Annotated in this window: 23 protein-coding genes; 9 read left to right on the plus strand and 14 right to left on the minus strand. The window is 65.9% G+C overall.

Features of this window, described 5'->3' with window-relative positions; translation table 11 throughout:
- Window positions 1-87 precede the first annotated feature (87 nt).
- Window positions 88-2,331, minus strand: coding sequence for a xanthine dehydrogenase family protein molybdopterin-binding subunit (locus tag AC1DOP_RS08945; RefSeq protein WP_441934704.1), 2,244 nt, complete (start codon window positions 2,329-2,331; stop codon window positions 88-90).
- A 14-nt stretch (window positions 2,332-2,345) separates the two neighbouring features.
- Window positions 2,346-2,849, minus strand: a complete 504-nt coding sequence (locus AC1DOP_RS08950) for a (2Fe-2S)-binding protein (protein ID WP_441934703.1) — start codon at window positions 2,847-2,849, stop codon at window positions 2,346-2,348.
- Window positions 2,850-3,003: 154 nt separating this feature from the next.
- On the opposite strand from AC1DOP_RS08950, the gene AC1DOP_RS08955 reads away from it, so the two are divergent.
- The 7 genes from AC1DOP_RS08955 (at window position 3,004) to AC1DOP_RS08985 (ending at window position 11,099) form a co-directional block, all read left to right on the plus strand.
- Window positions 3,004-3,888, plus strand: a complete 885-nt coding sequence (locus tag AC1DOP_RS08955) for an HlyC/CorC family transporter (protein ID WP_441934702.1) — start codon at window positions 3,004-3,006, stop codon at window positions 3,886-3,888.
- 81 nt (window positions 3,889-3,969) lie between these two features.
- Entirely contained in the window at window positions 3,970-5,553 is a 1,584-nt protein-coding gene (gene lnt, locus AC1DOP_RS08960) for an apolipoprotein N-acyltransferase (protein ID WP_477250805.1), read from the plus strand.
- 114 nt (window positions 5,554-5,667) lie between these two features.
- Window positions 5,668-6,630 carry a glycine--tRNA ligase subunit alpha gene (gene glyQ / locus AC1DOP_RS08965; RefSeq protein ID WP_441934700.1) on the plus strand — a complete coding sequence of 321 codons (963 nt, stop codon included), beginning with the start codon at window positions 5,668-5,670 and terminating at the stop codon, window positions 6,628-6,630.
- A gap of 24 nt (window positions 6,631-6,654) precedes the next feature.
- Window positions 6,655-8,766, plus strand: a complete 2,112-nt coding sequence (gene glyS, locus AC1DOP_RS08970; RefSeq protein ID WP_477250806.1) for a glycine--tRNA ligase subunit beta — start codon at window positions 6,655-6,657, stop codon at window positions 8,764-8,766.
- Between the two features lie 12 nt (window positions 8,767-8,778).
- Window positions 8,779-9,339 (plus strand): D-glycero-beta-D-manno-heptose 1,7-bisphosphate 7-phosphatase, encoded by a 561-nt coding sequence (gene gmhB / locus AC1DOP_RS08975; RefSeq protein WP_441934698.1) that lies wholly within the window; start codon window positions 8,779-8,781, stop codon window positions 9,337-9,339.
- A 54-nt stretch (window positions 9,340-9,393) separates the two neighbouring features.
- On the plus strand, window positions 9,394-10,125 hold the full coding sequence (locus tag AC1DOP_RS08980) for a lysophospholipid acyltransferase family protein (protein ID WP_441934697.1): 732 nt from the start codon (window positions 9,394-9,396) through the stop codon (window positions 10,123-10,125).
- 65 nt (window positions 10,126-10,190) lie between these two features.
- A complete protein-coding gene (locus AC1DOP_RS08985; RefSeq protein WP_441934696.1) occupies window positions 10,191-11,099 on the plus strand; it encodes a M48 family metallopeptidase in 909 nt (302 codons plus the stop codon).
- Between the two features lie 19 nt (window positions 11,100-11,118).
- Here AC1DOP_RS08985 and AC1DOP_RS08990 read toward each other — a convergent pair whose 3' ends face one another.
- The 6 genes from AC1DOP_RS08990 to AC1DOP_RS09015 form a co-directional block, all read right to left on the minus strand.
- Complete coding sequence (locus AC1DOP_RS08990; RefSeq protein ID WP_441934695.1) at window positions 11,119-11,604, minus strand: YcxB family protein; 486 nt, start codon at window positions 11,602-11,604, stop codon at window positions 11,119-11,121.
- A 118-nt stretch (window positions 11,605-11,722) separates the two neighbouring features.
- Window positions 11,723-13,009, minus strand: a complete 1,287-nt coding sequence (gene waaA, locus AC1DOP_RS08995; RefSeq protein WP_477250807.1) for a lipid IV(A) 3-deoxy-D-manno-octulosonic acid transferase — start codon at window positions 13,007-13,009, stop codon at window positions 11,723-11,725.
- Window positions 13,006-13,989: a lipopolysaccharide heptosyltransferase I gene (gene waaC / locus AC1DOP_RS09000; RefSeq protein ID WP_477250808.1), complete on the minus strand. Its 984-nt coding sequence runs from the start codon at window positions 13,987-13,989 to the stop codon at window positions 13,006-13,008. Before waaC ends, waaA begins: the two co-directional genes overlap by 4 nt.
- Before the next feature lie 11 nt (window positions 13,990-14,000).
- Entirely contained in the window at window positions 14,001-15,383 is a 1,383-nt protein-coding gene (locus tag AC1DOP_RS09005; RefSeq protein WP_441934692.1) for a phosphomannomutase/phosphoglucomutase, read from the minus strand.
- A gap of 230 nt (window positions 15,384-15,613) precedes the next feature.
- Window positions 15,614-15,943 (minus strand): H-NS histone family protein, encoded by a 330-nt coding sequence (locus AC1DOP_RS09010; RefSeq protein WP_441934840.1) that lies wholly within the window; start codon window positions 15,941-15,943, stop codon window positions 15,614-15,616.
- Window positions 15,944-16,029: 86 nt separating this feature from the next.
- Entirely contained in the window at window positions 16,030-17,124 is a 1,095-nt protein-coding gene (locus tag AC1DOP_RS09015) for an MraY family glycosyltransferase (protein ID WP_441934691.1), read from the minus strand.
- Between the two features lie 304 nt (window positions 17,125-17,428).
- Between AC1DOP_RS09015 and AC1DOP_RS09020 the strand changes: the two genes are divergently transcribed.
- Window positions 17,429-18,280: a symmetrical bis(5'-nucleosyl)-tetraphosphatase gene (locus AC1DOP_RS09020; protein ID WP_441934839.1), complete on the plus strand. Its 852-nt coding sequence runs from the start codon at window positions 17,429-17,431 to the stop codon at window positions 18,278-18,280.
- 49 nt (window positions 18,281-18,329) lie between these two features.
- Here AC1DOP_RS09020 and AC1DOP_RS09025 read toward each other — a convergent pair whose 3' ends face one another.
- The 6 genes from AC1DOP_RS09025 to AC1DOP_RS09050 are packed head-to-tail and all read right to left on the minus strand — an operon-like array spanning window position 18,330 to window position 22,891.
- Window positions 18,330-19,076, minus strand: a complete 747-nt coding sequence (locus AC1DOP_RS09025) for a lysophospholipid acyltransferase family protein (RefSeq protein ID WP_441934690.1) — start codon at window positions 19,074-19,076, stop codon at window positions 18,330-18,332.
- Between the two features lie 16 nt (window positions 19,077-19,092).
- Window positions 19,093-20,376 carry a dihydroorotase gene (locus AC1DOP_RS09030; RefSeq protein WP_441934689.1) on the minus strand — a complete coding sequence of 428 codons (1,284 nt, stop codon included), beginning with the start codon at window positions 20,374-20,376 and terminating at the stop codon, window positions 19,093-19,095.
- A gap of 8 nt (window positions 20,377-20,384) precedes the next feature.
- Window positions 20,385-21,350 (minus strand): aspartate carbamoyltransferase catalytic subunit, encoded by a 966-nt coding sequence (locus AC1DOP_RS09035; RefSeq protein ID WP_441934688.1) that lies wholly within the window; start codon window positions 21,348-21,350, stop codon window positions 20,385-20,387.
- Complete coding sequence (gene pyrR, locus AC1DOP_RS09040) at window positions 21,343-21,867, minus strand: bifunctional pyr operon transcriptional regulator/uracil phosphoribosyltransferase PyrR (RefSeq protein ID WP_441934687.1); 525 nt, start codon at window positions 21,865-21,867, stop codon at window positions 21,343-21,345. Before pyrR ends, AC1DOP_RS09035 begins: the two co-directional genes overlap by 8 nt.
- Window positions 21,851-22,246: a Holliday junction resolvase RuvX gene (ruvX, locus tag AC1DOP_RS09045; protein ID WP_441934686.1), complete on the minus strand. Its 396-nt coding sequence runs from the start codon at window positions 22,244-22,246 to the stop codon at window positions 21,851-21,853. Before ruvX ends, pyrR begins: the two co-directional genes overlap by 17 nt.
- A gap of 30 nt (window positions 22,247-22,276) precedes the next feature.
- Window positions 22,277-22,891 carry a YqgE/AlgH family protein gene (locus tag AC1DOP_RS09050; RefSeq protein WP_441934838.1) on the minus strand — a complete coding sequence of 205 codons (615 nt, stop codon included), beginning with the start codon at window positions 22,889-22,891 and terminating at the stop codon, window positions 22,277-22,279.
- 223 nt (window positions 22,892-23,114) lie between these two features.
- On the opposite strand from AC1DOP_RS09050, the gene AC1DOP_RS09055 reads away from it, so the two are divergent.
- Window positions 23,115-24,545 carry a cryptochrome/photolyase family protein gene (locus AC1DOP_RS09055; RefSeq protein ID WP_441934685.1) on the plus strand — a complete coding sequence of 477 codons (1,431 nt, stop codon included), beginning with the start codon at window positions 23,115-23,117 and terminating at the stop codon, window positions 24,543-24,545.
- Window positions 24,546-24,578 lie beyond the last annotated feature (33 nt).

Raw genomic sequence — 24,578 nt, forward strand, 5'->3', positions numbered from 1 at the left:
CAGGCGGGAACCCAGGTTTCTACGATCCGCCGCTAAACTTGGATCCCCGCCTTCGCGGGGACGACGGTTTTCAGGCCACAGGCCTTATCAAGCCTTCTTGAGCTGCTCCCCAATCGGCAGCTTCCGCACCCGCTTGCCGGTCGCCGCGAACACCGCATTCGCGATCGCCGGCGCAATCCCCGAGGTTCCCGGCTCGCCGATCCCGCCCGGCTCGTCGTGGCTGTTGACGATGTACACCTCCACCGTCGGCGCCTCGTTCATCCGCATCACGCGGTAGTCGCCGAAGTTGGTCTGCTGCACCCGGCCCTTGTCGAGGGTGATCTCGTCCCACAGCGCGGCGCTGGCGCCGAACACGATGCCGCCTTCCATCTGGGCGATGATGGTGTCCGGGTTGATGTTCTGGCCGCAGTCGACCGCGCACACCACGCGGTGCACGCGCACGTCGCCGTCCGGGCCGACCGAGACTTCCGCCACCTGCGACATATAGCTGCCGAAGGCAAACTGCGCCGACACGCCGCGGCCGACCTTGCGGCCGGCGATCGGCCTCAAAGGCCGGCCCCAGCCCGCCTTCCCGGCCGCCAGGTTCAGTACCGCCAGCGTACGCGGCGACTTTTGCAGCAGCGCGCGCCGGAACGCAACCGGGTCGGTCTTGCTCGCATACGCCAGCTCGTCGATGAAGCTCTCGACCACGAAGACATTGTGGGTCGGACCGACGCCGCGCCAGAACGCGGTCGGCACGCCGGGCGGCTCGTGGCGCACGTACTCGACCCGCATGTCGGGAATCGTGTACTGCAGGTCGGCGGCGGCTTCCACGGCGTCCGGGTCGACGCCGTTCTTGACCATCGGCGGCGCGAAGCGCGCCATGATCGAGGAGCCGGTCACGCGGTGGAACCAGGCCAGCGGCATGCCCTTGTCGTCGAGCTTGGCCGACAGGCGGTCATAATAATAGGGGCGGTACATATCGTGCTGGATGTCTTCCTCGCGGGTCCAGATGACCTTCAGCGGCCCCTTGGCCAGCTTGGCGAAGGCCACCGCCTGGATCACGTTGTCGACTTCCAGCCGCCGCCCGAAGCCGCCGCCCAGGTAATGGTTGTGCACCTTCACCTTCTCGAGCGGCAGGCCGGTGATCTTGGCCGCCGCTCCCTGCGCCAGCGCCGGCACCTGGGTGCCGACCCACAGCTCGCAGGCATCCGCGCGCAGGTCGACCGTGCAGTTCATCGGCTCCATGGTCGCGTGGGCCAGGAAGGGCATCTCGTAGATGGCGTCGATGCGGCGCCCGCCGTCCTGGCCGAGCACCTTCAGGGCATCGCCCTTGTTGGTGGCGATCGCCCCGGTGCCCTGCGAGACCTTGGCCATGTCGGCCACGATCGAGGCCGTGCTGACCTTGGCGTTGGGGCCGTCGTCGAAGCGCGGCGCGGCGGCCAGCAGGCCCTGTTTCGCGGTCCAGAAATTGTCGGCGACGACCGCCACCGCGCCTTCGATGCGCAGCACCTGGCGCACGCCCTTGACCGCCATCGCCTTCTGCTCGTCCACCGCCGCCACCTTGCCGCCCGTGACCGGCGAGGCCATCACCGCCGCGATGCCCATGTCCGGCAGGCGCGCGTCGATGCCGAACAGGGCCTGGCCGTTCACCTTGACCGGCGAATCCAGGCGCTTCATCGACTTGCCGATCAGGGTGAAGTCGGCCGCGTCCTTCAGTGTCACGGTCTTGGGGAACTGCAGCTTCGAGGCGGCGTCGACGAATTCGCCGAAATGGCCCGAGCGGTTCGAGGCATCGTGGCGCACGGTGCCGCCGACCACCTTCAGCTCCTTCTCGTCCACCTTCCAGGTCTGGGCGGCGGCCTGCACCAGCACCGTGCGCACCTTGGCGCCGGCCTCGCGCAGCGGCTTCCAGGCGCCGCGCACCGAGGTCGAACCGCCGGTTACCTGGCCGCCCAGCATCGGATCGGCATACAGGCTGTTGTCGGCCGGCGCCTGCTCCAGCTTCACCTTCGACAGGTCGGCGCCCAGCTCCTCGGCCAGCAGCATCGGCATCGAGGTGAAGGTGCCCTGCCCCATCTCGACCTTGTGGATGATGAGGGTGACCAGGCCGTCGCGGTCGATGCGGATGAAGGCGTCGTGGGCCAGGCCGGCCGGCTCGGATGCCGCGGTGGCGGCCTGGCCAACCGCGGTCTCGGACGGTTTCTCCTTGCGGTCGTTGTGCCCATCCTTGCCGTCACCCGTGCGATGACAGCCGAACAGCGAGAAGCCGAACACCAGGCTGCCGCCCGCCACCGCGCCGGCTTTCATGAAGCCGCGGCGCGAACCCGATACTTTTTCCTTGGTTTCCATGTGCGCTCCTCGGTTCAGGCCTTGCGGGGTGCTTGCGGCTGGGCGGCCGGGGCCACCGCGGGCGACGGGATGCCGGCCGCGATCTTGATCGCCTTGCGGATCCGTCCATAGGTGCCGCAGCGGCAGATATTGCCGGCCATGGCGCTGTCGATGTCGGCGTCGCTCGGCTTCGGCGTAGCCTGCAGCAGCGCGGTGGCCGACATGATCTGGCCGGACTGGCAGTAGCCGCACTGCACCACGTCGACCTGGCGCCACGCGTCCTGCACCCTTGCTCCGACCGGATCGTTGCCGATCGCCTCGATGGTCGTGATCTTCTTGCCGGCCGCCGCCGAGACGGGCGTCACGCAGGAGCGGATCGGCTGGCCGTCCAGGTGCACGGTGCAGGCGCCGCACAGGGCGACGCCGCAGCCGAACTTGGTGCCGGTCAGTCCCATCACGTCGCGGATGGCCCACAGCAGGGGCATGTCGTCGGGGATGTCGAGATTGGTGGTGGTGCCGTTGATGTCCAGGGCGGGCATGAATAACTCCTTCGGTAGCGAATGAACAACTATAAGACAAGCGGCGGACAGAAGGGCGCACACATTCGCCGGGCTAGGTGAGCTGCATAAAAAACAGGCATCCGCGCTTTTGGTGTATCCTAATGCCCATCGCAACAACGGCTTCACGCCAACTATGCCCGAGCACCCTGCTGACGTCCGTAACGACGTCAAAACCCACCGGTCGCTGTTCGAACGGCTGACCGCCCTGATCTCCCCCGAGCCCGAAAATCGCGCCGAGCTGCTCGAAGTGCTGCACGACGCCCACGAACGCAACCTCATCGACGCCGATGCCCTCTCCATGATCGAGGGCGTGTTCCAGGTATCCGACCTGTCGGTGCGCGACATCATGGTCCCGCGTTCGCAGATGGACGTCATCGACATCACCAAGCCGATCGAGGAATGGCTGCCGATCGTGCTCGAGACGGCGCACTCGCGCTTCCCCGCCATCGAGGGCGAGCGCGACAAGGTGGTCGGGATCCTGCTGGCCAAGGACCTGCTGCGCTACTACGCCGAGGAATCCTTCGACGTGCGCGACATGCTGCGCCCGGCCATCTTCATCCCCGAATCGAAGCGCCTGAACGTGCTGCTGCGCGACTTCCGCGCGAACCACAACCACATGGCCATCGTGGTCGACGAGTACAGCGGCGTGGCCGGCCTGATCACCATCGAGGACGTGCTGGAGCAGATCGTCGGCGACATCGAGGACGAGTACGACTTCGACGAGGAAGAGGACAACGTCCTGTCGATCAAGGAAGGCCAGTTCGGCCCGCGCTGGCGCGTCAAGGCCCTCACCGAGATCGACCAGTTCAACGAAGAGATCGGGGTCGACCTGCCCGAGGACGACGTCGACACCATCGGCGGCCTGGTTGCCAGCCACCTGGGCCGCATGCCGCACAAGGGCGAGGTCTTCGACCTGGACAACCTGCGCTTCGAGGTGCTGCGCGCCGACGCGCGCCAGATCCATGTACTGCTGGTCGAAAAGCTGCCTTCGCGCGACGGTGACGCCGATCACGACTGAATGTCGTCGTCCTCGCGCAGGCGGGGAGTCGTTTCCGGCAATGCCGGGAACGACAAATTAGCTAATGAATTGGACCCACGCTTGATCCTGCGCCGCCGTACCCAGACCGCCACCGCGCCCGACCCGGCGCTGCGCGGCACCCGCCCCTCCCCCATCGGCCTCGCCCTTGCCGCCATCGCCGGCGCGGCGAGCCTGTTCTCCTTCGAACCCTTCGGCTGGTGGCCGCTGCAGTTCCTCTGCCTGGCCTACTTCTTCTACCAGGTCGGCATGGGCAGCTCGACCCGCCGTGCGCTGTGGCTCGGCTGGGCTTTCGGCTTCGGCTGGTCGATTGGCGGCATGCACTGGCTGTATATCGCCCTGAACCGTTTCGGCGGCCTGGCCGCGCCGCTGTCGGCCGCCGCCATCGCCCTGCTCGGTCTCTACATGGGCCTGTTCGCAGCGTTCGCGGCAGGCGCCTCGAGCTGGTTGCGCAAGCGCTGGTCGCTGCCGGTGCCGGCCTTTTTGCTGCTGGTATTCCCGGTGCTGTGGGGCGTGTCGGAATGGATGCGCGGCTGGGTCTTCACCGGCTTTCCCTGGGCCGCTTCCGGCTATGCGCACAACACCGCGCCCCTCGCCGGTTTCGCGCCCATCCTCGGCGTCTACGGCATCGGCGTGCTGGTGGCCCTGTGCGCCTCCTGCCTGGTGATGCTGACCCAGCGCCGACGCCTGCCGGCGCTCGGCCTGGCGGCCGGCGTGCTGCTTGCCGGCTGGGGCCTCGGCCACGTGGAGTGGACCCATCCGGCCGGCCAGCCGATCAGCGTGCGCCTGCTGCAGGGGGACATCCGCCAGGACGAGAAATTCGCCTCCGCCTACCTGAACCAGATCCTGACGCGCTACCGCGACATGATCACGGCCGCGCCGGCCGACCTGATCGCCGCGCCGGAGACCGCCATTCCCGTGTTCCCGCAACAGCTGCCGCCGGACTATCTGGCCGGCTTTGGCGACTATGCGAAGCGCAGCGGCAGCTTCCTCATGTTCGGCATCCCGCTGGCCGACGGTCCCGACGCCTATGCCAACAGCGTGGCCGGCATCGGTCCGCAGGGCCAGACCTACCGCTACGACAAGCACCACCTGGTGCCTTTCGGCGAATTCATCCCGGCCGGCTTCCGCTGGTTCACGAACCTGATGAACATCCCGCTGGGCGACTTCACCCGCGGCCAGGCGGTGCAGGCGCCGTTTGCCGTGAAGGACCAGCTGGTGCTGCCCAACGTCTGCTACGAAGACGTGTTCGGCGAAGAGATCGCCAGGCAGCTGCGCGACGCCCCCCGTCCGGCCACGCTGCTGCTGAACGTGTCGAACCTGGCCTGGTATGGCGAGTCGGTGGCGATCCCGCAGCACCTGCAGATCTCGCGCATGCGCTCGCTCGAGACCGGGCGACCGATGCTGCGCGCGACGAACAACGGCGCCACCGCCATCATCGACGGCCGCGGCAATGTCCAGCAGGTGATTCCCTACTACCGCCAGGACGTCCTGACGGCCAGGGTGCAGGGCATGGCCGGCAGCACGCCGTATATCCGCTTCGGCAATCTGGCCTTCCTGGCGCTCGGCGCCCTGATGCTGCTGGGCGCCTGGCTGACCGGACGTTCGCGCCGGATGCCGAAGAAAAGTGCCCAAACCGCCGGCTGATTTCGCGATTCGTTTCGAGTCAGCCGTGAAAACCCGCTAAAATTGGCCTTTTAGCAAACTCACCGCGGTCGCGGCCAGCGTGCCCGACGCCGATATTTAGCTCCACGCCCAAAAATGCTTACATTCCAACAAATCATTTTGACCTTGCAAACCTACTGGGACAAGCAAGGTTGCGCCCTGCTCCAGCCGTACGACATGGAAGTCGGCGCGGGCACCTTCCATACCGGCACCTTCCTGCGCGCGATCGGCCCCGAGCCCTGGCGCGCCGCCTACGTGCAGCCTTCGCGCCGCCCGAAGGATGGCCGCTACGGCGAGAACCCGAACCGCCTGCAGCACTATTACCAGTACCAGGTGGTGCTCAAGCCTGCGCCCGAAAACATCCTCGACCTCTACCTCGGCTCGCTGGCCGCGCTGGGCCTGGACCTCAAGAAGAACGACGTCCGCTTCGTCGAGGACGACTGGGAAAGCCCGACCCTGGGCGCCTGGGGCCTGGGCTGGGAAGTCTGGCTGAACGGCATGGAGGTGACCCAGTTCACCTACTTCCAGCAGGTCGGCGGCCTCGATTGCAAGCCGGTGCTGGGCGAGATCACCTACGGCATCGAACGCCTGGCGATGTACCTGCAGGGCGTCGAGAACGTGTACGACCTGGTCTGGACCGAGTGGGAAGAAAACGGGGCGGCCGGCGAACCGGTCACCAAGCGCCTGTCCTACGGCGACGTCTTCCACCAGAACGAAGTCGAACAGTCGACCTACAACTTCGAGCACTCGAATACCGAACTGCTGTTCCAGGCCTTCAATAACCACGAGAGCGAGGCCAAGCGCCTGATCGAACTGGAGCTGACCCTGCCGGCCTACGAGCAGATCATGAAGGCGTCGCACAGCTTCAACCTGCTGGACGCGCGCGGTGCGATTTCCGTCACCGAACGCGCCGCCTACATCGGCCGCGTGCGCACGCTGTCGCGCATGGTCGCCCAGGCCTATCACGACTCGCGCGAGAAGCTCGGTTTCCCGATGCTGGGGGCCGCCGAGGCGCGAACTGGAAAAGATGTGAATGCCGAAGACGTCAAAGTCGGCTAAGCCCAGAACAAAGAATAGAAGACCATGAACCAGACCCTACTCGCTCAGACCTTGCTGATTGAGCTGCAGACCGAAGAGCTGCCGCCGAAGGCCCTCGTCAAACTGGGCGCCGCTTTTGCGAACGGCATCGCCAATGGCCTGAAGGCCCGCGACTTCCTCGACGCCGGAAGCGTCGTCACCGCCTATGCCACCCCGCGCCGCCTGGCCGTGTCGATCACGAACGTGCGCCCGACCTCGCCGGACAAGGCGATCCGCGAAAAAGTGCTGCCGGTTGCGGTGGCCCTGGACAAGGACGGCAAGCCGACCGCGCCGCTGGCCAAGAAGCTGGCCGCGCTGGGCTTCCCCGACCTGAAGATCGAAGACCTGGAACGCGCCCAGGACGGCAAGGCCGAGAGCTTCTTCTACAGCCATACCGCCCCGGGCAGCAAGCTGGCCGACGGCGTGCAGCCGGTGCTGGAGGAAACCGTCGCCAAGCTGCCGATCCCGAAGGTGATGAGCTACCAGCGGCCAAGCGGCGATACCGTGCAGTTCGTGCGCCCGGTCCACTCCCTGCTGGCCCTGCACGGCGAGGCCGTGGTGCCGCTGTCGCTGCTCGGCCTGGCCAGCGGCCGCGCCACCCTCGGCCACCGCTTCCTGTCGGACGGCCAGCCCTTCGACATCGCACACGCCGACCAGTACGCCGCCGTGCTGAAGGACCAGGGCAAGGTGGTCGCCAGCCCGGAAGACCGCAAGGACACCATCCGCACCCAGCTGCTGGCCAAGGCCGGCGGCGACCAGGTGCTGATGCCGGAATCGCTGCTGGACGAAGTGGCGGCCCTGGTCGAATGGCCGGTGGTCTACGAATGCCGCTTCGAGGACGTGTTCCTGTCGGTGCCGCAGGAATGCCTGATCCTGACCATGCAGACCAACCAGAAGTACTTCGCGCTGACGGACAGCGCCGGCAAGCTGCGCTCGCGCTTCCTGATCGTGTCCAATATCGAGACCGATGACCCGAGCGCCATCGTCGGCGGCAACGAGCGCGTGGTGCGCCCGCGCCTGTCGGACGCCAAGTTCTTCTTCGAGCAGGACAAGAAGAAGTCGCTGGAATCGCGCCTGCCGCTGCTGGCCAACGTGGTCTACCACAACAAGCTTGGCACCCAGGCCGAACGTACCCAGCGCGTCACCCGCCTGGCCGGCGCCATCGCGCGCCGCCTGGGCTACGACGTGCTGCTGTCCGAGCGCGGCGCCCAGCTGGCCAAGGCCGACCTGCTGACCGACATGGTCGGCGAGTTCCCGGAACTGCAGGGCATCATGGGTACCTATTACGCCCGCAACGACGGCGAGAACGAGGAAGTGGCGCTGGCCGCCTCCGAACACTACCAGCCGCGCTTCTCGGGCGACGCCCTGCCGTCGACGAATACCGGCCTGGCCGTGGCGCTGGCGGACAAGCTGGAAACCCTGGTCGGCATCTGGTCGATCGGCCTGCAGCCGACCGGCGAGAAGGATCCCTTCGCGCTGCGCCGCCACGCCCTGGGCGTGATGCGCATGCTGGTGGAGAAGCGCCTGCCGCTGGGTATCTCCGAGCTGCTGAAGGACGCCACCGGCGTGTTCGACTACATGGCGTCCTTCAAGGACCCGAGCGTGGAAGTCGGTGCCTTCATGCTGGACCGCCTGCGCGGCATGCTGCGCGACCGCGGCTTCTCGCCGAACGAGGTGGAAGCGGTGCTGGCCCAGAACCCGGACCGCGTCGACGACGTGGTGCAGCGCCTGGAAGCCGTGCAGGCCTTCGCCGCGCTGCCGGAAAGCGCTTCGCTGGCGGCCGCCAACAAGCGCATCACCAACATCCTAAAGAAGAACGAGGAAGCGCTGGCGCAAGCGGGTTCGGTCGACCCCGCCCTGCTGCAGGACGAGGCCGAGAAGCAGCTGTACGCCAGCGTGCAGCGCGTGCAGCCGGAAGTCGATGCCGCCTTCGCGCGCGGCGACTTCAGCGGCACGCTCAAGACCCTGGCCCAGCTGCGCGACGACGTCGACGCCTTCTTCAACGACGTGATGGTGATGGCCGAAGACGTCAAGCTGCGCAACAACCGCCTGGCCCTGCTGGCGATCCTGCACGGCATGATGAACCGCGTGGCCGACATCTCCAAACTGGCGGCATAGGCAAGACGCACCATGAAGCTGATCATTCTCGACCGGGACGGAGTCATCAACCACGACTCCCCCGAGTTCATCAAGTCGCCGGCCGAGTGGATCCCGATCCCGGGATCGCTCGAGGCGATCGCACGCCTGAACCAGGCCGGCTACCGCGTGGTGGTGGCCTCGAACCAGTCCGGCATCGCGCGCGAACTGTTCGACATCACCGCCTTGAACGCCATCCACCAGAAGATGCACGCGGCGGCCCAGCTGGTCGGCGCCGACATCGACGCCATCTTCTTCTGCCCGCATGCGGCGATCGACAATTGCGACTGCCGCAAGCCGAAGGCCGGCATGTTCGAGGAGATCAGCAAGCGCTTCAAGCTCAGCCTGAAGGGCGTGCCGACCGTCGGCGACTCGCTGCGCGACCTGCAGGCCGGCTTCATCAGCGGCTGCTCTCCCTACCTGGTCCTGACCGGCAAGGGCGAGAAGACCTATGCCACCGGCGGCCTGCCGCCCGGCACCCAGGTCTTCCCGGACCTGGCGGCGATGGTCACCGCCTTCCTCAAGCAACCTGCCTCTAGCCCAGCAGCCGCCTGATCTGCTAAGCTGAGCTGAGCAACAACCATTGCCGATCCATCCGGAGACTGTTCCTTGCGTACTGCCATCCTGTTCCTGCGCTCCCTGTTGTTCACGATTGTCATGATCGTCGCCACCGTGGTCTGGGCCTGCGTCTGCTTCCTCGCCGCGCCCTTCAAGTACAACACGCGCTTCTGGGTGACCTCGCGCTGGAACGTCTTCGTCATCTGGCTCGCCAAGGTCCTGTGCGGCATCCGCTATGAATTCAAGGGCTACGACAACCTGCCGCAAGGCCCGGCGATCCTGCTGTCGAAGCACCAGTCGGCGTGGGAGACCATCTTCCTGCTGCCGAACATGACGCACCCGCTGGTGTTCGTCTTCAAGAAGGAAATCCTGTACATCCCCTTTTTCGGCTGGGCCATGGCGCTGCTGCGCATGATCCCGATCGACCGCAAGCGCGGCAAGCGCGCCTTCGCCGACGTGATCCGGCACGGCAAGCGCCGCCTGGCCGACGGCCAGTGGATCATCATGTTCCCGGAAGGGACCCGCATCCCGGTCGGCCAGAAAGGCCAGTACAAGAGCGGCGGCACGCGCCTGGCGATCGCCACCGGCGCCGTGGTCGTGCCGATCGCGCACAATTCGGGCGAATGCTGGCCCAAGAACTCGTTCATCAAGCGTCCGGGCCTGATCACGGTCTCGATTGGCAAGCCGATATCGCCGGAAAACCACACTCCCGACAGTCTGATGCAAGAGGTCGAAAATTGGATAGAATCGGAAATGCGCGTCATTTCGCCCCACGCCTACTGAGGTACCTGGACGAACTGGGCGAGCAGACCACAGCACCATCCAGAGTACCAACGCTGCAGCCCTCCATGACCTCCCCGAAGATCGACGCGACACAGCTCGAGCTGTTTGCGCAAGAATTTTTTGCGGCGCTCAAACCCGTCGCATCGCCACCGGCGGCGCCCAAGCCGCCGGTCCCGCTGTTCAAGGCGCCGCCCGCGCCGACCCGCACCCTGCCGATTCCGCCGGTTGGTCCGAACGACGGACCGCTGCGCAAGATCCAGCTCGGCTCCCACACCGTCCACTACGTGCTGCGCCGCTCGGCGCGGCGCTCCCACGGCTTCATGATCAGCGACGACGGCCTGCACGTGACCTCGCCGCGGCGTGCACCGATGGACGACGTCGAACGCGCCATCCGCGCCAAGCAGAACTGGATCCTCACCAAGCTGTTCGAACGCAGCGAACGGCGCAGCATGCGCGGGAAGCAGCCGCCGGTCGAATGGGTCGACGGCGCCTGCCTTCCCTACCTGGGCTTTGATGTCGTGCTGCGCCTGGAGCCGGCCGCACGCAGCCACTGCGTGTTCGATGCGGATTTGCGCGAGCTGCGCCTCGGTGTGACGCCGGGACTGGAGGAATGGCAGATCCGCGAACGGGTCAAGCTGTGGTTCCAGGACGAAGCCAGGAAGCTGTTCCGCGAACGCCTGGACCTGTATGCGCCGCGCGTCGGCGTGAGGTATAGCGCGTTCGCGCTGTCCTCGGCCGGCACGCGCTGGGGCTCGTGCACGGTGGCCGGCAACATCCGCCTGAACTGGAAGCTGATCCACTATCCGCTGGCGCTGCTGGATTACGTGGTGGTGCACGAACTGGCCCACCTGCGCGAGATGAACCACAGCCCGGCATTCTGGGCCGTGGTGGGCGACGTCTTCCCGGATTACGAGGGCGCCAAGGCGGGCCTCAGGAAGCGGTCGATCGAGATGCCGGTGCTGTTCCCGGAGTGAGCCGGGCTGTATGCCCGACTTACACCGACCCGCGCAACTGCAACTCACCCGCCGCGCGCGCCGCGGCGATTCCCTTCATCGCATCGACCTCTTTCGAGCTCAGGCAGCGGAAGGGAATCGGCAGCGTGCCGCGCTTGAGCACCATCATGAAGCCGTTCGTGTAAGTACGGATACGCGCCACGTCGTCCCAGCCGATCAGCGTCACACCGGTATCGCTGGTGCGCACGATGCCGTGCTGGTCGATGGTGAACTCGTAGGTGCGGCGGCCGCGGCGCAGCAGCACGAAGTGGGTGGCGGCCGCCAGCGTGCTCTTGATGCGCAGGTAGAGGCCCATCGGCCGGCGGATGCGGCGGCGGCGGATCAGGTAGCCGCCGTGTTCCCACATGAAGCGTACATACTCCATCAGCGAGTAGCGGACCCAGAAATGCAGGCTGTAACGCGCTGCGGGTGGATGCACTACCGGAATCGGCGCCGGCGGCATTGCGTCGGCTCCAAGATCCCTCATTTCAGGCGCGTCCATGAGCGCGGCGCCGCCATCCACGTTGCCGCCCGCTCGCGCACGATTAGACCACAACATGTGCATCCCCTTTCGTTTACCAAGCTAAAGAGAATGGTAACAAAAGCTATGCAATAAGTTGTCGCAAGAGTTCAACAGTGCGCGCGGTCGCGCCACGATGGCGTCCGGCGAATGCCAGCGCCTGCTCGCCCATGCGCGCACGGGCGGCGCCGTCGCCCAGCAGGCGGGCGGCTTCGCTCATCAGCGCGCCGGCATCGGGCACACGCAGGGCCGCGCCGGCCCCGACGGCCTCATCCGTGGCCTGCAGGAAGTTGAAGGTGTGTTCGCCGACCAACACCGGTTTGCCGACGGCGCAGGCTTCGATCAGGTTCTGGCCGCCCAGCGGCATCAGGCTGCCGCCGATGAAGGCGCAGTCGCAGGCCGCGTAATAGGCGAACATCTCGCCCATCGAATCGCCCAGCAGCACGTCGGCATCGACGCGCTCGGGCAAGGCCGACCTGCGCGCCAGGCTCAGGCCGCGTTCCTCTACCATGCGCGCGACCTCGTCGAAGCGCTGCGGATGGCGCGGCACCAGCAGGAGCAGCATGCCCGGCGGCTTATTGGCCAGGTCAGCGGCCAGCGCGCGCCAGGCGTCGAGGATGAGCGCCTCCTCGCCTTCGCGGGTCGAGGCGCACAGCAGCACCGGACGCTCGACGAAGCGCGAACGCAGCATGGCGCCGGTCTGCAGCGCGCTTTCCGGCGGCACCACGTCGAACTTGATGCTGCCGGTGACGGCGACCTCGGGCGCGCCCAGCGAGGCGATGCGGGCCGCATCCGCCTCGGTCTGGGCCGCGGCCAGGGTGATGCCGCGCGCCGCTTCCATCATCAGTCCGCCAAACTGCTTCCCGCGCCGCAGCGAGCGCTCCGACAGGCGGGCGTTTACCAGCGCCACCGGCACCTCGTAGCGATCGCAGACGGCAACCAGGTTCGGCCACACTTCCGTCTCCATCAGGATGCAGATCGAGGGCTCGAAATGGCGCAGGAAGCGCCCGACCATGAAGCCGGTATCGTAGGGCAGGAAGGACTGGACCACGCGATCGCCGTGTTTGCCGAACAGCGCCTTGCCGGTGGCGCGCCCGGTCGGCGTCATGTGGGTCAGCAGGATGCGGCAGGCCGGCCATTCGCGCAGCAGGGCTTCGACCAGCGGCTCGGCGGCACGGGTTTCGCCGACCGACACCGCATGCACCATAATGGTGCGTTTCAGCTGCCGGTCGGGCCCCGGCTTGGGGCCGTAGAAGCCGAGGCGTTCGCCCAGGTGCTGGCGGTAGCCGGGCTCCCGGCGTCCGCGCCACCACAGGCGGCCCAGCACCAGCGGCAGCGCCAGCCACCACAGCAGGGAATACAGCAGTCTCATCGCGCTTGCTCCAGCAGGCGCCGCGCGGCGGCGATGACCTCGTCGCTGGAGGGCGGCCGGCCGGTATCGCCGAGATTCACGATGCGCGGCGACCAGTTGCCCTCGGTCTTCCAGCGCGGCGAATCGCAGTAGATCTCGACCGTCGGCCGGACGAAAGCGGCGGCGATGTGGGTCAGGCCGGTATCGACGCCGACCGCCAGCGCCGCGTGGCGGGCCAGCTCGACCGCGTCCATCATCGACAGCTTCGGCAGCACGCGCGCATTCGGCAGCGCGGCGGCCAGGCGCTCGGCTTCTTCCTTCTCCTTCGGCGAGCCCCAGGGCAGCAGAATCGTCATGGGCGCCAGCGCCTGGCCCAGCGCGATCCAGTTGGCAGGCGCCCACTTCTTGGCATCGCGCGCGGTGCCATGGAAGAACACGGCGTAATCCGCGGCCGGCATCCAGTCCGGACGCCGGCTTGGGTCGGGCGCGGGCAGGCCGAAGTCGGGCGGGGTGTCGGCCGCATAGCCGAGGCTTGCTGCGGCGATTTCGCGGCCGCGCTGGACCGCATGGGTGCGCAGCGCCACCGGGATGCTGCGGGTATGGAAGATGCGCGAGGCGCCCTCGTAGCCGGAATCCTCGGTGCCGTTCGCCATGCCGATCTTCTGGCCGCCGCGGCCCACGCGCGCGGCCGCCATCACGAGGCCGGTCTTGATCAGGCCTTGGGTATCGAACACGTAGTCGTACTGTTCCGCGCGCAGGTCGCGGAAGAAGGCGCGCACTTCGGCGCGCACGGCCTTGTCCTTCAAGCCCTTTTTCCAGCGCCGCAGCGCGAACGGGATCACCTTGCGCACATGCGGGTTCAGGCGCACCAGGCTGACATAGCCCTCTTCCACCACCCAGTCGATCTGGGCGTCCGGATGGTGGCGCAGGATGTCGGCCACCATCGGCAGGTTGTGCAGGACGTCGCCGAGGGACGACACCCGCACCAGCAGGATCTTCAACTTGGACTCGCTCAGAACGGCAGTTTGGCGTCGGGCTTGGCGGCCAGGATCACGCGCGCGAATTCCTTCTGGATGCGCGCCAGGGCTTCCGGGGTTTCGCCTTCGAAGCGCAGCACCACCACCGGGGTCGTGTTCGAGCCGCGCGCCAGGCCGAAGCCGTCGGCATACTCGACGCGCAGGCCGTCGATGTCGACCACCTGCTGCGCGCCCGGGAATTGCGCCTCCTTGCGCAGCTTCTCGATCAGCGCGAAATTCTCGCCTTCCTGCAGGTGCAGGTGCAGTTCCGGCGTGCTGCTGGCCTTCGGCAGCGCGTTCAGCACGGCGGACGGATCGGCCGAGCGGGTCAGGATCTCGAGCAGGCGCGCGCCGGTATAGAGGCCGTCGTCGAAGCCGAACCAGCGGTCCTTCCAGAAGATGTGGCCGCTCATCTCGCCGCCCAGCGGGGCGCCGGTTTCCTTCAGCTTGGCCTTGACCAGCGAGTGGCCGGTCTTCCACATCAGCGGGCGGCCGCCGTGCTGGGCGATCCAGGGGCCGAGGTGGCGCGTGCACTTGACGTCGTAGAGGATCTCGGCGCCCGGGTTGCGCGACAGGACGTCGGCCGAGAACAGCATCATCTGGCGGTCCGGGAAGATGATCTGGCCATCCTTGGTCACCACGCCGAGGCGGTCGCCGTCGCCGTCGAAGGCCAGGCCGATCTCGGCGTCGCCGTCGCGCACCGCGGCGATCAGGTCTTCCAGGTTTTCCGGATGCGCCGGGTCCGGATGGTGGTTCGGGAAGTGGCCGTCGACCTCGCAGAACAGTTCCGTCACCTCGCAGCCCATCGCGCGATACAGCTCGCCGACGAAGGCGCCGGCCACGCCGTTGCCGGCATCGACCGCGATCTTGATCGGACGGGCGATCTTGACGTCGCCGGCGATGCGCTGGATGTATTCATCCTTGATATCGTGGGTGGCATAGGCACCCTGGCTTGGTGCCGGCTTGAAATCGCCGCGCTCGATGGACTGGTAGAGGGCCTGGATGGCGTCGCCGTAGATGGCTTCGCCGGCCAGCACCATCTTGAAGCCGTTGTAATCCGGCGGGTTGTGGCTGCCGGTGACCATGATGCCGCTGTGCGCGTCCAGCACATTGGTGGCGAAGTACACCATCGGCGTGGCGACCATGCCGAGGTCGATCACGTCGACGCCCGCTTCGCGCAGGCCCTCGGCCAATGCCGCCGCCAATGCGGGGCCGGACAGGCGGCCGTCGCGGCCGATCACGACCTTGCGCTCTCCCTTGGCCAGCGCTGCCGCGCCGAAGGCCTGCCCGATCTTCCTTGCGATGCCTGCGTCGAGCGTGCTATCGAGCACGCCGCGGATGTCGTATGCCTTGAAGATCGTTTTCGAGAGAGGGACCATTGCCTATACCTTGATGGAAAAAGAGCTTCATTGTAATGGCAAGCACGAGGCTTGGGAACGATGCGTCCCTGGCGTGCGGCGGCAAATCGGAAGTGTAACGCGGGGAGTGTAAAGCGGGAGATGTAATGCGGGAGGTGTAATGCGGGGATACGGCAGAAATGATCGGCAATCGGAATCGATGCCGGAAATCCGCCGCCGCTGATCAGGCGGCGGCGAGCGCGGGATTCGGATCAGACGCGCAGTTTGTCCAGCGATTTACCGCCTTCGACCCATTCCTTCACCCATTTCGGCTGACGGCCACGGCCGGTCCACTGCTGGGATTCATTGTCCGGATTACGATAACGAACGGCGACCGAGCCCGTACCCGATTTGGCGCCGGCCTTGGCGCCGCGGCCACCAGTGGCGATCAGGTCTTTCAGGGGAACGCCAACGCTTTGCGCGATCGCAATGATCTGTTCGCGAGCTTTTTGTACTTCCTGCTGTTCACGCTGTTTCATTTCCTGCTTGATCTGCTCCTGCAGGTTACGCAAATCGCCCAAGGACATATTAGACAGATCCATCATCGTTCCTTTATCAATGTTAAGTTGAAACAGATTTTATCGAAATCTCACCAATTGTCGCAATATACACCATTTGCAATAATCTGTTAGTTCTTTTTGTTCCAAATCAGCCAGCGCGGGGACTTGAATCGAACAATACGCGCGTACAACCAAACGTAACTGATAATGAACAACAAACAGAAGAATATCAGGGCGCCTGTATTCCGCCAGAACACGGTTGCCGGAATAACCGCAGTCAATGAAAACAGCCACAGGTAAGGAGAAGTACGGGCGTTTCTTTTCATGAGTGCGCGCGCTTCCTTGCGACCGACCGTCCATTGAACGATGCGCCGGAAAATCAGGCTATGCAGGTGAATACCGTCTGGCATTGCGGGAGATTTTCCCCGTACAAACATGCGCCTATAGGCAGAAAACAGGGTTTCGAAAGCCGGATAAATCAACAGTAACGCCGCATACCAGGTCGACACCGAGGGATTGCGCATCACCAGCAGCAGGGCCAGTTCGCCCAGCATGAAACCGATGAAGTAGGCGCCGCCGTCACCGAGGAAGATCAGGCCGACCGGATAATTCCAGATGAGGAAACCCGCGGTCGCGCCGGCCACCGTCAGCGCCGCCACCACGATGAACATGTCGCCCACCTGCATGGCGACATACGCCAGCGATACCAGCATGAATATCGTGACCACGCTGGCCAAGCCATTGAAGCCGTCGATGATATTCACCGCATTCGCGATCCCGGCCACCGCCAGCACCGTCAGCGGCAGCACGATCCATGGCGAGAGCAGACTCCAGCTCATGAACGGCATATCCAGCCGCGCGATTTTCGCGTCCAGTACCAGATATCCGAACAGGGCCGCGATCATGGTTAATACCAGTCGCCGCGACGGCCTCACCTTGCCGGTATAGTCTTCGACGATTCCGCCGGCGAAGGCGATCGAGGAGCACACCAGCAGCGCCAGCAGCCAATAACCGAGGGAGGGCTGGCGCCATACCGAAATGCCCGCACTGATGGCAACCGCCAGGAAAATCGGCAGGCCGCCGATCCTCGCCACGTCGTGCAAATGGACCTTCTGGACACCGCTGAAATTGTTGTCGAGCGCAGGTCCATGCAATTTCGAATGCTTGATGACCAGCAGGGTCAGCAGTGCAGAGGAGACAAAGCTCACAAGGAATGAAAACATTTATTATTCTTCAAATGCAATAGCCGACCAGGCAATCCGCATGCAAGCCGCGCACCGGGCCCGAATATTGTGCTGGCTTCCGCTTCCTTACACCTATTCGATGCAGGCTGCGGCAAAACGCCATTGTACTGGATTAAGCGAAGCGTCCCGGAACCGAGCAGTTTACGCGCGCATGTCCTGTTCCGATTGACGGAGATCGGTATTTTCCCCGGCACCGCCAGGCAGCGGTCGACTAGTTACATTTAGAAATGAACTCATGACGGCCCTGCATCAATTCGTCCAAATACATTAGTATGGCTTCATGATGAAAACTTATGTGATTGGCGACCTGCAGGGTTGCGCCCATGAAGCCGGCCTGCTGCTGGAACGTATTGCCGCCGATGCGCACTCGATGGAGGAAGCGCGCGTTCTTTTCGTCGGCGACCTGATCAACCGCGGTCCGGAATCGCTGACTGCGCTGCGGCGCATGAAGACGCTGTCCGAAGCCAGCGGCGGCCGGGTCGAAGCCCTGCTCGGCAACCACGACCTGCACCTGCTGGCGGTGGCGGCCGGAGTCCAGAAGACCAGCCGCTCGGATACCCTGGACGAGATCCTGGCCGCGCCCGACCGCGACGAACTGATCGCCTGGCTGCGCCGGCGCCCACTGGCGATGTTCGTCGATGCGCATTTGCTGGTCCACGCCGGCGTGCCGCCGCAATGGACTGCGGAGCAGACCATGCGGCTGGCGGCCGAGGTCGAGGCGGTGCTGCGCGGCGACGGCTGGACCGACTTCCTGGCGCAAATGTATGGCAACGAACCGGACCGCTGGGACGAGGCGCTGACCGGCATCGACCGCCTGCGCTGCATCGTCAACGCCCTCACCCGCATGCGCCTGTGCGACCCAAGCGGCCGCATGGACTTCCAGCACAAGGAAAGCGACAAGGGACCGGACGGTTCGGACCTGCTGCCCTGGTTCGACGTGCCGGGCCGCCGCACCGCCGACGTCACCGTGGTGTTCGGCCACTGGTCGGCGCTGGGCCTGGTGCTGCGTCCGAATCTGGTGGGCCTGGACAGCGGTTGCGTGTGGGGTGGGAAGCTGACTGCGGTGTGCCTGGATGACCGGACTTTGCTGCAGGTGGATTGTCCCGCGTATCGGGAGCATAGCGGTAAAAAATGAAGCCTTCGCTGGCTCCTGCACGTCACCCCCGCGAAAGGGGAATGACGTTCTATTTCTCGACTACCGCCACCCCAAGCGAACCCGCAATCGCATCATGCGCCGCCCGCGCAAGCTCGCGCCGGTGCGCCCCCTGCGTCTCGATCGGCGCCAGGCAAGCCACCCGCGCCCGCACCGGCTCGCCGCCCAGGATGCGGAAGATACTGTCCACGAACGTGGTCTCACCGGTGTAGTCCACGGCGGGATGCCAGTCACCGCGGGCGTCGAGGTAGGACAGCGCCACCGGCTGCACCGGGACCCGGGCGTCGATCGCCGCTTCGAACAGGTTGGCGTGGAAAGGCAGCAGGCTGCCCTGGCTGGCCGTGGTCCCTTCCGGGAAGAAGGCCACCCTCTGGTGCTGGGCCAGCGCGTCCACCAGTCCCTTGAAGATGTGGCGCAGGTCGCGCCGGTTGCCGCGCGCGATGAACACGGTGCCGGCCTGCGCGACCAGCCAGCCGACCACCGGCCAGGCGCGGATCTCGGCCTTGGCCACGAAGCGGCAGGGGTGCAGGGAATTGATGACGAAGATGTCGAGCCAGGAGATGTGGTTCGACACGATCAGCGCGTGCTGCAGCGGCATGCCCTCTCCGCCCCGCTCGAGCTCCACCCGGCAGATGCCCAGCAGGCGCGCCGACCAGTGCCGTACCAGGCGCTCGCGCAGCGGCGCGCCGGCCCAGGGGAACACCAGCGCGCAGGTAACCAGGCCTTGCAACAGATGGAGTACGATGCGCGCGAGGCGCCACGCGAGCCGGATCTTCACACCGTGGGGGCGCTGCTCAACGCTCCCAGGCAAGGTGGCCGGCGACGACGGTCGCCTTTACCTGGCCGGAGAGCTCGTAGCCGAGGAAAGGCGTGTGCTTGCCCTGGCTGGCCAGCGCCGACGGCGCAACCAGCCAGCGCGCCTGCGGATCGAACAGCACCACGTCGGCGCTGGCGCCGACCGACAGCGTGCCCGCCGACAGGCCGGCCGTGCGCGCCGGATCGGCGGTGATCTTGCGGATCGCCCGGGGCAGCGCATCGGCCTGGCCGTGCTGGTCTTCGGCCCACTTCAGCATCAGCGACAGCAGCAGTTCCAGGCCGGTGGCGCCGGGCGAGGCTTCGGCGAAGGGCAGCAGCTTCTCGTCGTCGTCGACCGGGGTGTGGTCGGAGCAGACGGCATCGATGGTGCCGTCCAGCAGTGCGGCGCGGATCGCCTCGCGGTCGCGCTGGCTGCGCAGCGGCGGGGTCAGGCGCGCGTTCGGGTCGAAGAAGCCGATGTCGGCATCGGTCATGTGCAGGTGGTGCACGCCGACGTCGCAGGTGACCGGCAGGCCTTCCCGCTTGGCCGCGCGGATCAGGTCCAGCGCCGCGGCGGACGAGATGCGGCACAGGTGCACGCGTGCGCCGGTCGCGCGCATCAGTTCGAAGATGGTGTGCAGGGCGATGGTCTCGGACATCACCGGCACGCCGGACAGGCCCATGCGCGAGGCCAGCGGGCCGGCGTGGGCGATGCCGCCGCGGCCGATGTGCGGGTCCTGCGGACGCAGCCAGACCGTGTAGTCGAAGGTCTTGGCGTACTGCAGGGCGCGCAGCAGCACCGTGGTGTCCTCGATCGGCTCCTCGGCCTGGGCAAAGCCGATGCAGCCGGCCTCGGTCAGCTCGGCCATCTCGGTCAGGGCCTTGCCCTTCAGGCCGACGGTCAGCGCGCCGAGCGGATGCACATTGGCCTGGTTCAGGATGCGCGCGCGGTGCTTGAGCATCTCGACCAGGCCTGGCTCGTCGAGCACCGGGTCGGTGTCCGGCGGGCAGACCAGGGTGGTCACGCCGCCCTGCACCGCCGCCTGCATTTCCGATTCCAGCGTCGCCTTGTATTCGTAGCCCGGCTCGCGCAGGCGCGCGGACAGGTCCACCAGGCCGGGCGCCACCACCAGGCCGCCGGCGTCGATGGTGCGCTCGGCGGCAAAGCCTTCCGGCGCGCTGCCCACGGCGGCGATCTTGCCGTCAGCGATGAAAAGGTCCTGTACGGCGTCGATGCCGTTTGCCGGGTCGATCACCCGGCCGTTCTTGATATGTAGTTTCATGCCCGAGTTCATCCGTGAGTACCTGCCAGAATGCTCATCACCGCCATGCGCGTGGCGATGCCGAACGTCACCTGCGGCAGGATCACCGCCTGCGCGCCGTCCGCCACCCTGGAATCGATCTCGACGCCGCGGTTGATGGGGCCCGGGTGCATCACGATCGCGTCCGGCTTGGCCAGCGCCAGGCGTTCCGGGGTCAGGCCGTAGCTCTTGAAGTATTCGCCGGCCGAAGGCAGCAGCGCGCCCGACATGCGTTCATTCTGCAGGCGCAGCATGATGATCACGTCGACGTCCTTCAGGCCTTCTTCGATGTTCGTGAAGACGCGCACGCCCATCTGTTCCAGGCCGCCCGGCAGCAGGGTGTGCGGACCGATGGCGCGCACTTCCGGCACGCCCAGCGTGGTCAGCGCGTGGATGTCCGAACGCGCCACCCGGCTGTGCAGGATGTCGCCGACGATCGCCACCCGCAGGTTGGTGAAGTCCTTTTTATAGTGGCGGATGGTGTACATGTCGAGCAGGCCCTGGGTCGGGTGCGCATGGCGCCCGTCGCCGGCGTTCACCACGTGCACGTGGTTCTGCCTGGTGTCGTTCAGGTGCTTGGCGATCAGGTAGGGCGCGCCGGACTGCGAGTGGCGCACCACGAACATGTCGGCATGCATGGCCGCCAGGTTGTCGATGGTGTCGAGCAGGGACTCGCCCTTGCTGGTCGAGGAAGCCGCGATGTTCAGGTTGATGACGTCGGCCGACAGGCGCTTCGAGGCGATCTCGAAGGTGGTGCGGGTGCGGGTCGAGTTCTCGAAGAACAGGTTGAACACGCTCTTGCCGCGCATGAGAGGCACCTTCTTGACCTCGCGGTCGGAGATGCTCACGAAGCTCGATGCGGTATCGAGGATGTGGTTGATGATGGACTTGGGCAGGCCTTCGATGGTGAGAAGGTGCTGCAGCTCGCCGTTCTTGTTGAGTTGCGGGTTATGCATTGTCGTCTTCGATCGTGAGCGAGAGTTGGCCGGCGGCGTCGCGCGACAGGGACAGCGACTGGCCGGCTTGGAGCGTGGCGTGGGAGCCGACGAAATCGGCGGCGACCGGCAACTCGCGGCCACCACGGTCGGCCAGCGCCGCCAGCATGATGCGCTGCGGGCGGCCGTAGTCGAACAGCACGTTGATCGCGGCGCGCACCGTGCGGCCGGTGTACAGGACGTCGTCGACCAGCACGATGGCCGCGCCGTCGACATTGAAGTCGATGCGGGTCGGCTTCACGTCCGGGTGCAGGCCCTTCTTCGCATAGTCGTCGCGGTAGAACGAGACGTCGATGAAGCCCAGGCGGTTTTGCAGGCCGAGGTCGGCGGCGAGCCGTTCGGCCAGCCAGGCGCCGCCCGAATGGATGCCGACGATGGCGGCATCGGGCAGGCCGGCAAGCCCGGCGCGCAGCTGCTCGAGCAGGGTCCGGTACAGGGCCTCCGCATCGAAGTCCGGAGTTTCAATAGTTGTTGGCATGGTCGTCAAAGTATTGTTGCAAAATGATGGCGGCGGCCTTGGCGTCGATGATCTCGCCGCGCTTGGCGGGGATCACGGCCGACGAGTAGCGTTCGTCGACCAGCTCGACGGGCAGCTTGAAACGGCCGTGCAGCTGGTTGGCGAAGCGGCGCGAACGCTGGGTCATCTCGTGCTCGGCGCCGTCGGGATGGCGCGGCTCGCCGACGACGAGAAGCGCCGGCTTCCATTGCTCGATGAGTTCGCCGATGACCTTGAAACGGGTTGCGTTGTCGATGGCCTTGATGACGGACAAGGGCTGTGCCTGTCCAGTCAGCGTGTTGCCCATCGCGATGCCGATGCGCTTCACGCCGAAGTCGAATCCGAAAACGATCTCTACCATTACAGGGACACGATCCCCTTCCGGATCCCTTTATGCATGGCCGGCTTCCGATGCGAGCATCAGCGGGTCGATGCCCAGCAGCTTGATCGCGGCGACATAGCGCTCCTCGATCGGCAGGTCGAACAGCACGCGGGCGTCGGCGCCCACGGTGAGCCAGCCGTTGCGGGCGATTTCCTCTTCCAGCTGGCCCGGGCTCCAGCCGGCATAGCCGATCGAGACCAGCATGCGCTGCGGCCCGGTGCCGTTGGCGACGGCTTCCAGTACGTCGATCGAGGTGGTGAAGGCGACATCGTCGGTGACGCTGAGCGAGGACGAATAACGGCCGCCCGGCGAATGCAGCACGAAGCCGCGGTCGTCCTGCACCGGGCCGCCGAACATGATGGGTTCGTCGACCACGTTGGGGCGCAGGGTGTCGGTGACCTTGAGGTCGATGCGGTCGAACAGCACGTCCATGGTCATGTCGGTCGGCTTGTTGATGACGACGCCGAGGACACCCTTGTCGTTGTGTTCGCAGATATAGACGACCGTGCCGCCGAAGATCGGGTCATTCATCGACGGCATGGCGATCAGGAAATGATTAGCCAGGTTCAGCTCGGACTGGACCGAAACCGGTTGCATCAGGCGCTCGGGAGCCTCCTGCGGCATTCCGGGCATGATTAGAGGCTTGCCGACCTTACTTTTCTTCATACTCATACTCTCTGTTGGCTCACTCTCTCCGACCGCTGGTGGTCCACACGCTAAGCTTGGGTTTTTCGCTAGTTTACACCCATTTGCTTACGCGGCCATGAAGGCACGTTCGGACGCCCCTCCAGGTCGAAAGAATGGTAGACAGTAAAATTGCCCTTTACCTTGACTCCGCACACAAAAGATGACTCTAAGAAACTCTCTGGTCTGGTTCCGGCGTGACCTGCGGGTCGAGGACCATGCTGCGCTGCACCATGCGCTGAGATCGTCGGATCGTGTGTTCTGTGCCTTCGTGTTCGACACCGACATCCTGGCCGGCCTGCCGCGCGACGACCGCCGCGTGCAGTTCATCCATGCCAGCCTGAGCGAACTCGACGCCCGCCTGCGTGCATGGGGAGCTTACCTGATCGTGCGACAGGGGCGCGCCGCAGACGAGATCGTCCGCCTGGCTGCCGAGCTGGACGTGGAGTCGGTATTCGCCAACCGCGACCACGAACCGCAGGCGCTGGCGCGCGACGGCGAGGTCCAGCAACGCCTGCGCGAAGCCGGCCGCAGCCTGCAGACCTTCAAGGACCAGGTGATCTTCGAGCAGGACGAGGTGCTGACCCAGGCCGGCGGCCCCTTCTCGGTCTTCACGCCGTACAAGAATGCCTGGCTAAAACGGCTGGCCGCCCATCCGGAAGCGGCCGATGCCTGGGAGACCGCGCCCTGGGCCGGCACACTGGCGCCCGCACCCGCAGGACATGCCCTGCCCACTCTGGGCGAGCTCGGCTTCACGCCGCATGCCGATCCCGTCGTCCCGACCGGCATCTCCGGCGCGCAAGCGCTGCTGGACGCCTTCCTGCAACGCATCGACGGCTACCACACCGACCGCGACTTTCCCGCCCTCGACAGCACCTCGCGCCTGTCGGTGCACCTGCGCTTCGGCACGCTGTCGGTCCGCGCCCTGGTGCGCCTGCTGCGGGAACGGAGCGGCATTGGTGCCGGTACCTGGCTGTCGGAGCTGATCTGGCGCGAATTCTACATGGCGATCCTGCAGCGCCATCCGCGCGTGGTGACGCACTCCTTCAAGGCGGCTTTCGACAGCTTGCGCTGGGAAGAAGGTCTTGAAGCCGACGCCGCCTTCGCCGCCTGGTGCGAGGGCCGCACCGGCTATCCGCTGGTGGATGCGGCGATGGCGCAGCTGAACCGCAGCGGCTTCATGCACAACCGCCTGCGCATGGTGACGGCCAGCTTCCTGACCAAGGACCTCGGCATTTCATGGGTACACGGCGAGCGCTATTTCGCGCAGCACCTGAACGACTACGAGCTGGCGTCCAACAACGGCGGCTGGCAGTGGGCGGCATCGACCGGCTGCGATGCCCAGCCCTGGTTCCGCATCTTCAATCCGGTCACGCAGTCGAAGCGCTTCGATCCGGACGGCGCCTTCATCCGCCGCTGGCTGCCCCAGCTGGCCGGACTCGACAGGACGGCGATCCACGCGCCCTGGCTGGCCAGGCCGGCGCTGCTGGAGCGCGCCGGCCTGGTGCTGGGACGGGATTATCCGCATCCCATCGTCGACCACGAACAGGCGCGCGAACGCACGCTGGCGCGCTTCGGCGTGCTGAAGACCTAGGGTGGGCACGCCGTGCCCACGATGAGCAGGCGT

This window comes from Massilia sp. 01N410, assembly GCF_056399665.1.

What these genes read in the sequence shown, in the direction of transcription:
- pyrR (WP_441934687.1), bottom strand. Translation starts at nt 21,867, where the DNA reads ATGCCAACAACTATTGAAACTCCGGACTTCGATGCGGAGGCCCTGTAC.
- AC1DOP_RS09015 (WP_441934691.1), bottom strand. Translation starts at nt 17,124, where the DNA reads ATGTTTTCATTCCTTGTGAGCTTTGTCTCCTCTGCACTGCTGACCCTG.
- waaA (WP_477250807.1), bottom strand. Translation starts at nt 13,009, where the DNA reads ATGAGACTGCTGTATTCCCTGCTGTGGTGGCTGGCGCTGCCGCTGGTG.
- AC1DOP_RS08985 (WP_441934696.1), top strand. Translation starts at nt 10,191, where the DNA reads ATGACCTCCCCGAAGATCGACGCGACACAGCTCGAGCTGTTTGCGCAA.
- AC1DOP_RS09005 (WP_441934692.1), bottom strand. Translation starts at nt 15,383, where the DNA reads ATGGTCCCTCTCTCGAAAACGATCTTCAAGGCATACGACATCCGCGGC.
- AC1DOP_RS09010 (WP_441934840.1), bottom strand. Translation starts at nt 15,943, where the DNA reads ATGGATCTGTCTAATATGTCCTTGGGCGATTTGCGTAACCTGCAGGAG.
- AC1DOP_RS09030 (WP_441934689.1), bottom strand. Translation starts at nt 20,376, where the DNA reads ATGAAACTACATATCAAGAACGGCCGGGTGATCGACCCGGCAAACGGC.
- gmhB (WP_441934698.1), top strand. Translation starts at nt 8,779, where the DNA reads ATGAAGCTGATCATTCTCGACCGGGACGGAGTCATCAACCACGACTCC.
- AC1DOP_RS09020 (WP_441934839.1), top strand. Translation starts at nt 17,429, where the DNA reads ATGAAAACTTATGTGATTGGCGACCTGCAGGGTTGCGCCCATGAAGCC.
- glyQ (WP_441934700.1), top strand. Translation starts at nt 5,668, where the DNA reads ATGCTTACATTCCAACAAATCATTTTGACCTTGCAAACCTACTGGGAC.
- ruvX (WP_441934686.1), bottom strand. Translation starts at nt 22,246, where the DNA reads ATGGTAGAGATCGTTTTCGGATTCGACTTCGGCGTGAAGCGCATCGGC.
- AC1DOP_RS08990 (WP_441934695.1), bottom strand. Translation starts at nt 11,604, where the DNA reads ATGAGGGATCTTGGAGCCGACGCAATGCCGCCGGCGCCGATTCCGGTA.
- glyS (WP_477250806.1), top strand. Translation starts at nt 6,655, where the DNA reads ATGAACCAGACCCTACTCGCTCAGACCTTGCTGATTGAGCTGCAGACC.
- AC1DOP_RS09035 (WP_441934688.1), bottom strand. Translation starts at nt 21,350, where the DNA reads ATGCATAACCCGCAACTCAACAAGAACGGCGAGCTGCAGCACCTTCTC.
- AC1DOP_RS08955 (WP_441934702.1), top strand. Translation starts at nt 3,004, where the DNA reads ATGCCCGAGCACCCTGCTGACGTCCGTAACGACGTCAAAACCCACCGG.
- AC1DOP_RS09050 (WP_441934838.1), bottom strand. Translation starts at nt 22,891, where the DNA reads ATGCCGCAGGAGGCTCCCGAGCGCCTGATGCAACCGGTTTCGGTCCAG.
- AC1DOP_RS08950 (WP_441934703.1), bottom strand. Translation starts at nt 2,849, where the DNA reads ATGCCCGCCCTGGACATCAACGGCACCACCACCAATCTCGACATCCCC.
- AC1DOP_RS09055 (WP_441934685.1), top strand. Translation starts at nt 23,115, where the DNA reads ATGACTCTAAGAAACTCTCTGGTCTGGTTCCGGCGTGACCTGCGGGTC.
- AC1DOP_RS08945 (WP_441934704.1), bottom strand. Translation starts at nt 2,331, where the DNA reads ATGGAAACCAAGGAAAAAGTATCGGGTTCGCGCCGCGGCTTCATGAAA.